The organism is Anaerotruncus sp. G3(2012) (assembly GCF_000403395.2).
In the GTDB taxonomy this organism is placed as follows: domain Bacteria; phylum Bacillota; class Clostridia; order Oscillospirales; family Ruminococcaceae; genus Anaerotruncus.
The window spans coordinates 15,652-23,913 of the sequence record NZ_KE159677.1 but is presented as its reverse complement, the minus strand read 5'-3'; the positions used below and the strand labels follow the sequence as shown (position 1 = coordinate 23,913).

General features: G+C 57.4%; 9 protein-coding genes. 4 read left to right on the top strand and 5 right to left on the bottom strand.

Annotated features, from left to right (window positions below):
- Positions 1-102: 102 nt before the first annotated feature.
- The 5 genes from C814_RS18325 to rplU all read right to left on the bottom strand — a co-directional run bounded on the left by C814_RS18325 (position 103) and on the right by rplU (position 3,419).
- Positions 103-972 carry a YitT family protein gene (locus C814_RS18325; RefSeq protein ID WP_016316909.1) on the bottom strand — a complete coding sequence of 290 codons (870 nt, stop codon included), beginning with the start codon at positions 970-972 and terminating at the stop codon, positions 103-105.
- Between the two features lie 20 nt (positions 973-992).
- Positions 993-1,394, bottom strand: coding sequence for a Mini-ribonuclease 3 (locus C814_RS18320; RefSeq protein WP_016316908.1), 402 nt, complete (start codon positions 1,392-1,394; stop codon positions 993-995).
- Between the two features lie 12 nt (positions 1,395-1,406).
- On the bottom strand, positions 1,407-2,678 hold the full coding sequence (gene obgE, locus C814_RS18315) for a GTPase ObgE (RefSeq protein ID WP_016316907.1): 1,272 nt from the start codon (positions 2,676-2,678) through the stop codon (positions 1,407-1,409).
- 138 nt (positions 2,679-2,816) lie between these two features.
- The gene (gene rpmA / locus C814_RS18310) at positions 2,817-3,074 is read right to left on the bottom strand and encodes a 50S ribosomal protein L27 (RefSeq protein ID WP_016316906.1); all 258 of its coding nucleotides are present in this window, start codon (positions 3,072-3,074) and stop codon (positions 2,817-2,819) included.
- A gap of 33 nt (positions 3,075-3,107) precedes the next feature.
- Complete coding sequence (gene rplU, locus C814_RS18305; RefSeq protein ID WP_016316905.1) at positions 3,108-3,419, bottom strand: 50S ribosomal protein L21; 312 nt, start codon at positions 3,417-3,419, stop codon at positions 3,108-3,110.
- Positions 3,420-3,748: 329 nt separating this feature from the next.
- Between rplU and C814_RS18300 the strand changes: the two genes are divergently transcribed.
- The 4 genes from C814_RS18300 to C814_RS18285 all read left to right on the top strand — a co-directional run bounded on the left by C814_RS18300 (position 3,749) and on the right by C814_RS18285 (position 7,910).
- A complete protein-coding gene (locus C814_RS18300) occupies positions 3,749-4,168 on the top strand; it encodes an RrF2 family transcriptional regulator (RefSeq protein ID WP_016316904.1) in 420 nt (139 codons plus the stop codon).
- 154 nt (positions 4,169-4,322) lie between these two features.
- The gene (gene cooS / locus C814_RS18295) at positions 4,323-6,206 is read left to right on the top strand and encodes an anaerobic carbon-monoxide dehydrogenase catalytic subunit (protein ID WP_016316903.1); all 1,884 of its coding nucleotides are present in this window, start codon (positions 4,323-4,325) and stop codon (positions 6,204-6,206) included.
- Between the two features lie 17 nt (positions 6,207-6,223).
- Positions 6,224-6,673 (top strand): 4Fe-4S dicluster domain-containing protein, encoded by a 450-nt coding sequence (locus C814_RS18290; RefSeq protein WP_016316902.1) that lies wholly within the window; start codon positions 6,224-6,226, stop codon positions 6,671-6,673.
- 1 nt (position 6,674) lies between these two features.
- A complete protein-coding gene (locus tag C814_RS18285) occupies positions 6,675-7,910 on the top strand; it encodes an NAD(P)/FAD-dependent oxidoreductase (protein ID WP_016316901.1) in 1,236 nt (411 codons plus the stop codon).
- Positions 7,911-8,262: the final 352 nt, after the last annotated feature.

Here is an 8,262-nt window from a genome sequence, read left to right as displayed (position 1 = left end):
GCAGGGGCGTCGCGGCGGCAGCCGCGCTTCGGGTCCGCTGCGCAGACCCGAGAAGCCCCGAGGAAGGCGCTTTGCGACTGTAAGTTTGGTCTGGAACCAAACTTACGCTGTCTTGAATCCCAGGCCGAGCACCTCGGTGGAATCGCTGACGATGATAAACGCCTTGGGGTCAATCTCATGCACCAGCCTGCGCAGCGGGACATACTGCTGCCGCCGGACCGCGACAAGCAGCACCTGGGTTTCGGTGCGGGTGTATCCACCGGCGGCCTTGAGCATCGTACACCCGCGCCCCAGCTCATCCATCAGCCGGCGGGCGATTTCAGCATGTGCCGCTGAAATGATGTGCAGCAGTTTGCCGGTATCTAAGCCATAAAGCACAGTATCAATGACCCGCGCGCAGGTGAACACGGTTACCACCCCGTAGAGCGCCGTTTCGATGGTTCCGAATACCACTGCGGACAGCGCGATCACAAACAGGTCTATCAACAGCAGCAGCCGTCCAAGCTGGACATAAGGGAATTTCAGCTGGAACAGGCGGGAGAGGATGTCGGTGCCTCCGGTGGTAAAACCACGCATCAGGACGAGCGCCATCCCCGCTCCGAGCAGTGCCCCGCCGAACAGGCAGGCGAGCAGGACGTCCCCCCGGTAGACCGGCGCCCACTGCACCCCATAATCAATCATGACGGACATCAGAACCACCGTCCCCAGGGTCTTGAGGGTAAATGCCCAGCCCAGGAATTTCAGCCCGATCAGCAGCAGCGGAATATTGACGAAAAACGACCATGACCCAATCCCAACTGCGGGAATCAGGCTGTGCAATACGACCGCAAGTCCGCTTGCGCCCCCAGGCGCGATCTGATTCGGGGCAATGAACATCTGCATTCCCAGCGCCAAAACCAGACATCCTGTCGCAGTGAACAGCAAATCCAATAACCCTTCCCTGTATTTCCTTCCCTGATCCGGGTGGCCCATAAACGCCCGTCCTCCGATCTTTACCCTTCTCCTGCGCAGTTCGCAAGTTCAAAGAGCTGATTGATTCTGTCGATCTCCCCCTTGATGTATAAGTACCCGAACAGCGCTTCCACCCCGGTCGCCCGGCGATAGTCTGCTATGTCCGCATGTTTCGGCACGCTTGAGGCGTTCGCGTTGCGTCCCCGCTTGTAGACCGCTAATTCTTCATCGGTCAGCAGTTCGGAAATCCGCTCGAACGCCCCTGACTGTGCGCCTGCATTGACCAGCGAAACCGTCCGGCGGTGCATCTCATTGACCGGCCGGTTCCCTTCGTCAACAATCCGCTGCCGGGCGCAAAGCTCATAGACCGCATCCCCGAGAAAGGCCAGTGTCAGCGGACTGAGCAGTCTCGGATCGGCAGACGAATGCCCTGTTTCCCGCATTCCAACCACATCCTATCTAATGTATTCAAATTCAAAATTCAGGATGCTGACCGTATCCCCCTCCTGAATCCCCATCTCTTCCAACCGATCGATGATCCCGCTCTGGCGCAGAACCCGCTGGAAATATTGCAGGCTTTCATAGTCGTCCATATCGACCATCCCAAGGGTAGGCATCAGCCAGTCGGCGGTGACAAGATAGATACCGTCTTCCACCCGCACATCAAATACATTTCTGGCGAACCGCTCCGACTCGGCAAGCGGTACATGGTCGATCTCATACTGTTTGATCGGCGGCAGGGTGTCCAGCATCCGGGAAACGGCGAACACCAGCTCCCGCGTTCCCTCGCTGATCGGCGCGGAGATCGGGTAACACGCATACCCCTGCCCCTCGACAAACGCCCGGAAGGATGCGATCTGCTCTTCATCGGCCATGTCGCATTTATTCGCGGCGACGATCTGCGGCCGCGCCGCAAGTTCCGCATTGAAGTTTTCCAACTCCGCGTTGATCGCCTTGAAATCTTCGACCGGGTCGCGCCCTTCCATTCCTGAGACATCCACCACATGCACGATCAGCCGGCAGCGTTCCACGTGGCGCAGGAACTCATGCCCCAGCCCGACCCCTTCGCTTGCCCCTTCGATCAGGCCGGGGATATCCGCCATGACAAACGATTTCCCCTCCTCGACCGAAACCACGCCAAGCACCGGGGTCAACGTGGTAAAATGATAGTTGGCGATCTCCGGCTTTGCCGCGCTCACCACCGAAATCAGGGTGGATTTCCCCACATTCGGGAACCCAACCAGCCCCACATCCGCGAGCAGCTTCAGTTCCAGCTCAACCTCATATTCCTCCCCAGGCAGCCCGGGCTTGGAAAAGCGGGGGACCTGACGGGTGGCGGTTGCAAAATGGCTGTTGCCCCATCCGCCTTTGCCGCCGCGTGCCACCACCACCGGCTCATCTTCCGAAAGGTCTGCCATGATCCGCCCGGTTTCCGCGTTGCGCACGACCGTCCCTTTGGGCACCCGGATCGTGAGGTCGGGCGCACTTTTGCCGTTGCACCGCTTTCCTGCGCCGTTTTTTCCATTTTCTGCAAAGTAGCGCTTTTTGAATTTGAAGTCCACCAGCGTGGATAAATTGGTATCCGCAACAAAAACGATATTTCCGCCGCGGCCGCCATCCCCACCGTCCGGACCGCCTGCTGCCACATACTTTTCCCGGTGGAAGCTGACCGCGCCGTTGCCGCCATCCCCCGCCTTAATCCTGATTTTCACCTTATCGACAAACATCTGATTCCTCCACTTGTCCTTTGTCCCAGCGCCTATTCGGAAAACCACCGGATCTACCCGCTTCCAAACAGAGCATAGTGTTCCCAAAACAGAATAAAAAATCCCGAGTGAAAACCACTCGGGACCTTTTCTACAAGGTTACTGTGCAGGCGCGATTGAGACCTTTTTGCGGTCACGGCCCATGCGCTCAAACTTGACAATACCGTCAGTGAGTGCAAACAGGGTATCGTCGGAACCTTTGCCGACATTGGTGCCCGGATGGATGTGGGTGCCTCTCTGCCGGACGAGGATGTTGCCCGCCAGAACAAACTGCCCGTCCGCGCGTTTTACACCAAGCCGTTTGGATTCGGAATCGCGTCCGTTTTTGGTAGAGCCTACGCCTTTCTTATGTGCCATGAACTAACACCTCTGCTTTCTCAAATCACAAAATTAAGCCTTGATCGACTGGATTTCAACTTTGGTATAGGGCTGCCTGTGGCCCAGTTTGCGGGAAGAGCCCTTCTTCGGACGGTAGGTAAAAACGGTTACCTTTTTGGATTTGCCGTTTTTGAGCACCTTGCCGGTGACAACCGCACCGTCAACCGTCGGAGCGCCGACGACCATGCCTTCATCCTTGCCTACGACCAGAACCTGATCGAAATTGACCGTTGCGTCCACTTCGGCGTCAAGCTTCTCAATGAAAACAACATCGCCTTCGCAAACGCGGTACTGTTTTCCGCCAGTACAAATGACTGCGTACATTCTGTTTCCTCATTTCTGTAAGACTCGCTGCAAACAGGCGGCGCAAAGGCGCACTTCCAGCCTGACACACGCGGTATGGTTTATTCTAGCATACCGCGGACGGGTTGTCAAGCCGCCGGATTGCGGGAAATGGGCCTTTTCCCGGCTGGAAGCGCGCCGGTTTTTCCGTTTGCGGCTGGCAGGTTTCTGTGATCCTGGGTGAGACCCTTCGGTTTTGCCTTTTTGCATAAAATTTTATAAAATATGCAAAAAAACTGGGAAGATTTTTGAAAAATATTGTTGACAAGGTTTATCCAATTTGATATTCTGTTAACAAAGGAGGGTTGCACTTGTTTATCACACGCGAGACCGACTACGCCCTGCGGATTCTCCGCGCTCTCTCGGACGGGAAACGCCGGCATCTGGCGCAGGTCTGCGAGCAGCAGTTGGTTCCCTCCTCGTTTGCCTATAAGATCATCCGGAAGCTGGAAAGGGCGGGGTATCTCGAGGTAGCACGCGGTACGGGGGGAGGATGCACCCTGACCGCCGACCTGCGTACATGGACCCTCTTTGACCTGCTCGATGCGATGGGGGAGGACTTTCGGGTCAATGCCTGCATTGATCCGGCGTTCGAATGCCCCTGGCGGAACCGGTATGGGGCCTGCCCAACCAACAGCCGCCTCTGCGAAATCCAACGGACAATCAATGCGGAATTGCAGCGGCATACCATTTACCAGCTTTTATTCGATGACAGTTCCGATGCCCGTTAGAACCTGGGGCGGCAAAAGAGGGCGGGAGAAAAGCCCTCTGCAAAAGATACGAAACAGAGCCGTTTTTGGCGGCTCCCTGTGGTCTTTTGACCGCAGACTTCAAAGGGATGCTTCGGTTCTTTTGAAGTATTTCGACTATAAAGGAGGAATTTTTATGAACCAGTGTTATGGATGCAACACCTGTCAAAGTGCGGACAAGCCGCTCGAAAGCTACATCCGTTCTCTGCCAATGCAGACCTCCCATCACAGGGTGGAGGATCAGTCGGTCAAATGCGGGTTCGGCTTGCAGGGGGTCTGCTGCCGGCTTTGCTCCAACGGTCCCTGCCGGATCACACCGGATGCCGGACGCGGGATCTGCGGCGCCACCGCCGATGTGATCGTTGCCCGCAATTTCCTGCGTGCGGTCGCGTCCGGATCGGGCTGCTACATCCATGTTGTGGAAAATACCGCGCTCAACCTCAAAAATACCGCCCTGGCCAAGGGGGTCATCAAGGGCGAAAAGGCGCTTGCCCATCTCTGTGAACTGTTCGGGATCGAGCAGGGGGACAAATACGAAAACGCGCTCGCGGTAGCACAGAAGGTGCTCGATGACCTGTACAAACCCGAATACCAGAAGATGGAGCTGGTGGAAAAACTGGCATACGCCCCCCGCTACAAAAAGTGGCAGGAGCTGAACATCCTGCCGGGCGGCTCGAATGCGGAGATTGTCAAGGGTGTGGTGAAATGCTCGACCAACCTGAACTCCGATCCGGTTGATATGCTGCTGACCTGCCTCAAGCTGGGAATCTCAACCGGCCTCTACGGGCTGACCCTCACCAATCTGCTCAATGACGTGATGCTCGGCGAGCCGGAGATCCGTCCTGCGCCGGTCGGGCTGGGCGTGATTGATCCCGATTATATCAACATCATGATTACCGGGCATCAGCACTCGACCTTCTCCTACTTACAGGACCGCCTGATCGAGCCGGATGTGGTCGAAAAGGCGAAAGCGGCAGGTGCAAAAGGTTTCAAACTGGTCGGATGCACCTGTGTCGGTCAGGATTTGCAGCTGCGCGGCGCACACTATACCGAGGTGTTCGACGGTCATGCAGGCAACAATTATACCTCCGAGGCGGTGCTCGCAACCGGTGGGATCGACGCGGTGCTCTCCGAGTTCAACTGCACGCTGCCGGGCATCGAACCGATCTGCGACGAGCTCAAGATCAAGCAGATCTGCCTGGATGATGTTGCGAAAAAAGCGAATGCGGAGTACCGTCCGTTTGTCTTTGAGACCCGCAAGGAGGACAGCGACGCGATCATCGACGCGATTATCGAGGCATACAAGGCCCGCCGCGGCGTGGTCCCGCTCAACCTGCTGCCCGGGCATGGCAACAAAAACACCATTACCGGCGTTTCGGAGGTTTCGCTCAAACAGTTCCTGGGCGGGAACTGGAAACCGCTCATCGACCTGATTGTAGCGGGCGACATCAAGGGTGTTGCCGGCGTGGTCGGCTGCTCCAATCTGACGTTTGGCGGTCATGATGTACTTACCGTTGAGCTGACAAAAGAGCTGATTAAGCGGGATATTATCGTACTGTCGGCGGGCTGCTCGTCGGGCGGGCTGGAAAACTGCGGCCTCATGACCCCCGAAGCTGCCGAACTTGCAGGACCCAAGCTCAAAGCGGTCTGCAAAAAACTGGGGATTCCTCCGGTGCTCAACTTCGGCCCCTGCCTTGCGATCGGACGCCTTGAGATCGTCGCGACCGAGCTTGCACAGGCGATCGGCGTCGACCTGCCCCAGCTCCCGCTTGTCCTTTCCGCGCCCCAGTGGCTGGAAGAGCAGGCGCTGGCAGACGGTGCGTTCGGGCTTGCGCTCGGACTGCCGCTGCACCTGGGTGAGCCGCCGTTTATCACCGGCAGCAAGCTGGTGACCAAGGTGCTGACCGAGGATATGAAGTCCCTGACCGGCGGCCAGGTCGTGATTGATCCGGATGGACAGTCGGCGGCCGAACGCCTGGAGAAGATCATTCTGGAAAAACGTGCCGGGCTGAATATATAAAGGGGGTCGGCAGCATAATGAAAAGGATTCTGATTGATGCGGACAAGTGCGACGGCTGCAAAAACTGTTCGATCGCCTGTATGAACGCCCACCGGACCGACGGTGGGGACAGCGTCTATACCCTCGACCTGAACGACCCGGCAAACGAAAGCCGCAATTTCATCCGTCTGGATGGGGAGGGGCATTATAAGCCGATCTTCTGCCGGCACTGTGATGTCCCGATGTGCGCGGGGAGCTGCATGAGCGGCGCGCTCCAGAAGGATCTGAAAACCGGCCTTGTCACCTACGACGGGGACCGGTGCGGCTCCTGCTATATGTGCGTCATGAACTGCCCTTATGGGGTTCCCAAGCCCGACCGGGTTTCCCGCACAAAGGTTATCAAATGCGATTTCTGCAAAGACAAGGGCGGCGAGCCGAGCTGTGTCAAAGCCTGCCCGAAAAAAGCGATCTGGGTAGAGGAGGTATAAGATGCGGCATCTGATTATAGGCGCTTCTGCGGCGGGGATCACAGCGGCCAAAACCATCCGCCAGTGGGAGCCGGATGACGAGATCACGGTGGTATCGGCTGACACGCAGGTGCACTCCCGCTGTATGCTCCATCATTTCCTGAGCGGGCACCGTACCGCCGAGGGGATCAACTTTGTGGCAGAGGACTTTTTTGAGAAAAACCGCATCCGGTGGTTGAAGGGCGAGCGGGTCGATCGGGTGGACACCGCCGCAAATCTGGTGCACCTCGACTGCGGCGCCGAGGTTCCGTATGACCGCCTGCTGATCGCTTCGGGCGCAAACTTTTTTATCCCGCCGCTCCCCAACTTCCGGGAGGCGAAAAATGTCTACGGCCTGCGCGACCTTTCGGATGCGCAGAAGATCAGCAAAGCCGCTGAGGGCAGCAAACGGTGCGTGATTGTCGGGTCGGGGCTGGTTGGCCTGGATGCAGCGAATGCGCTTTGTGAACGCGGGATCAGCTGTGCAATCGTCGAGATGGCTGACCGGATTTGCCCGCTTCAGCTCGATGCGGTAGCTGCGAAACCCTATCAGGAGCTATTCAGCAAAGCGGGATGCACCTTCTATCTTGCTGAGAAAGCCGCAGGCTCCGAGATCGACGCGCAGGGCAACATTGTTTCGATTTCGCTCGAGAGCGGGACCGTCCTGCCCTGTGATTTCGTCGTGGTGGCGGCAGGCGTGCGTCCGGCGATCGGCTTCCTTGAGGGCAGCGGGATCAAGACCGGCCGCGCGGTTGAGGTCGACCGTTATCTGCGCACCAACATCGAAAATGTCTGGGCGGCGGGCGACGTCGCTGGGATCACCGGCATCTGGCCCAATGCCATGGAGCAGGGTGAAACTGCCGCAAAGAATATGTGCGGTACCGAGGTCCCGTATGAAAACACCTATGGGATGAAAAACACCATGAATTTCTATGGATTGACCACCCTTTCCCTCGGGATCAATACCCCGCAGGAAGGGGATGAGGTGGTCGTCCGGGAGAGCCGCGACAGCTATAAACGCGCAATCCTGCGGAACGGCGTGGTGACCCATGTGATCCTTCAGGGCGACATCTCCAATGCTGGGTTCTGGCAGGAGCTGGTCAAGCACCAGATCCCGGTGGGGCATCTGAAAAAGTCGGTGTTTGACCTGAGTTATGCCGATTTCTATCAGTATGACCCCAAGCATGGACTGTTCGAATGGAACCTACCACAGGAATAAAAAGCAACAGCAAGGGCTGGCCTCCCGCGGTGAGGCCAGCCCTTTTTCCAACTGTTCCGTATTTCTTTCTGCAAGGGGGCTTTTTCACTTGCAAAAAGCCCCCTCTTGCCACTTCGCGGCAATTCACCCGAAAAAAGCGCTTCACAGGATAAAGCGTTCCGCGCTCATCTCGCGCTAAGAGCCCGCCTTCGGCGGGTTGCGCTCGAAACGCTTCGCTGCGGCTCGCAGTGCGGAGCGCGTCAGGGGCTCTGCCCCTCGACCCCGCAATTTTTTGACTGCCGCCGCAGCGGCGTGCATAGGCCAACCGGCGCAGAGCGCCGGCTCTTGGGCCGGAGCAAAAAAATTGAGTAAA

Excerpts from the sequence above, each read along its gene's own strand:
- rplU (WP_016316905.1), bottom strand. The coding sequence starts at position 3,419 with ATGTACGCAGTCATTTGTACTGGCGGAAAACAGTACCGCGTTTGCGAA.
- C814_RS18325 (WP_016316909.1), bottom strand. The coding sequence starts at position 972 with ATGGGCCACCCGGATCAGGGAAGGAAATACAGGGAAGGGTTATTGGAT.
- obgE (WP_016316907.1), bottom strand. The coding sequence starts at position 2,678 with ATGTTTGTCGATAAGGTGAAAATCAGGATTAAGGCGGGGGATGGCGGC.
- rpmA (WP_016316906.1), bottom strand. The coding sequence starts at position 3,074 with ATGGCACATAAGAAAGGCGTAGGCTCTACCAAAAACGGACGCGATTCC.
- C814_RS18290 (WP_016316902.1), top strand. The coding sequence starts at position 6,224 with ATGAAAAGGATTCTGATTGATGCGGACAAGTGCGACGGCTGCAAAAAC.
- C814_RS18320 (WP_016316908.1), bottom strand. The coding sequence starts at position 1,394 with ATGCGGGAAACAGGGCATTCGTCTGCCGATCCGAGACTGCTCAGTCCG.
- cooS (WP_016316903.1), top strand. The coding sequence starts at position 4,323 with ATGAACCAGTGTTATGGATGCAACACCTGTCAAAGTGCGGACAAGCCG.
- C814_RS18285 (WP_016316901.1), top strand. The coding sequence starts at position 6,675 with ATGCGGCATCTGATTATAGGCGCTTCTGCGGCGGGGATCACAGCGGCC.